The organism is Halococcus morrhuae DSM 1307 (assembly GCF_000336695.1).
In the GTDB taxonomy this organism is placed as follows: domain Archaea; phylum Halobacteriota; class Halobacteria; order Halobacteriales; family Halococcaceae; genus Halococcus; species Halococcus morrhuae.
In genome coordinates this window covers 1-1,015 of the sequence record NZ_AOMC01000149.1, presented here as the reverse complement: position 1 = coordinate 1,015, position 1,015 = coordinate 1, and the positions used below count along the sequence as shown (strand labels likewise).

The 1,015-nt window shown below is 61.9% G+C and carries 2 protein-coding genes; one reads left to right on the top strand and one right to left on the bottom strand.

Annotation, left to right across the window (positions count from 1 at the left end):
* A partial coding sequence (locus tag C448_RS12640; RefSeq protein WP_004055378.1) for a zinc-binding dehydrogenase occupies positions 1-293 on the top strand: 293 nt, incomplete at its 5' end.
* Between the two features lie 37 nt (positions 294-330).
* Here the strand turns inward: C448_RS12640 and C448_RS12635 are convergent.
* On the bottom strand, positions 331-1,015 hold a 685-nt coding region (locus C448_RS12635), incomplete at its 5' end, for a UDP-N-acetylglucosamine 2-epimerase (RefSeq protein ID WP_004055377.1).

Below are 1,015 nucleotides of genomic sequence, written 5' to 3'. Positions count from 1 at the left end.
CCGTTGGCGGCGAGACCCACCGTCGCTCGGTCGACGTGCTCGCCGACGGTGGCGTGCTCGTCTCGGTCGTCGGTGCTCCCTCCGACCCGATCGCCGACGGCCGTGACATCGCCGTGCGGGCGGTGAGTGGGCGCTCGGAGCAGCCCGCGCTCCTCGCCACGATCGGCGAGGCGATCGACGACGGAACGCTGCGCCCGACGGTCAGCACCGAGATCCCGCTCGCGGAGGCGGCGCGCGCCCACGAGATCGTCGAAACGGAGCACGTCCGTGGCAAGCTCGTTCTCGACGTCTGATACAGATATCGCCGACTTGTTGCAGTTTTGATAGTGATTATAGATACTCGAACTCGGAACTGTCGCCGGATTCGAAACCGAGGCGCTCGTGAGCCCAATCGAAGACCCGATCGGTATCGCGCGTTGTGAGGAACTCGACGATGCGCTCACCCACGTCGTTGCCGTAAAGATGCTGCCCTGAGCGCATGCGCTCGCGGATTGTATCGGTCTCGACGACGTGAGTGATCATGTCGGCAATGAACTCGCCGTCGGTCGGCGGGACAAGGAGATTCGTATTCGCCTCGAAAACCGTCTCAGGGCGATCGGTGTTGAAGCGAGCGGTGAGACAAAGCGCCTCGTCGATATGGTTGAGTTCCTCCTGCATGCTCCCGGAGTCGGTGAACTCGGCAAGGCATTGCCCGGAAGCGAGGAACTCGTAGACATGGGCGTGTTTCTTCCAGAGCCCGGTGAACAAGAAGTTCTCGCGCTCGTCGGCCAACTGTTGGAGACGCTCGCGATAGCCGTAGTTACGAAGGGCCTGCTCGGTAGCGGTCAATTCGACGAAGTTGACGTTGTACCCACGATCGACGAGTTCGATTATGCCCTCAATGATGGCGGTGAACCGCTCGGGGAGGAGGTTTGCCCTCCGGTGGATGTCGACGCGGATCCAGTTGTCGCGCGCCTCCAGGGTGGGATACACATCGAAGACGCTCTCACCGTCGTGAGCGCGTTTCATCTCGATG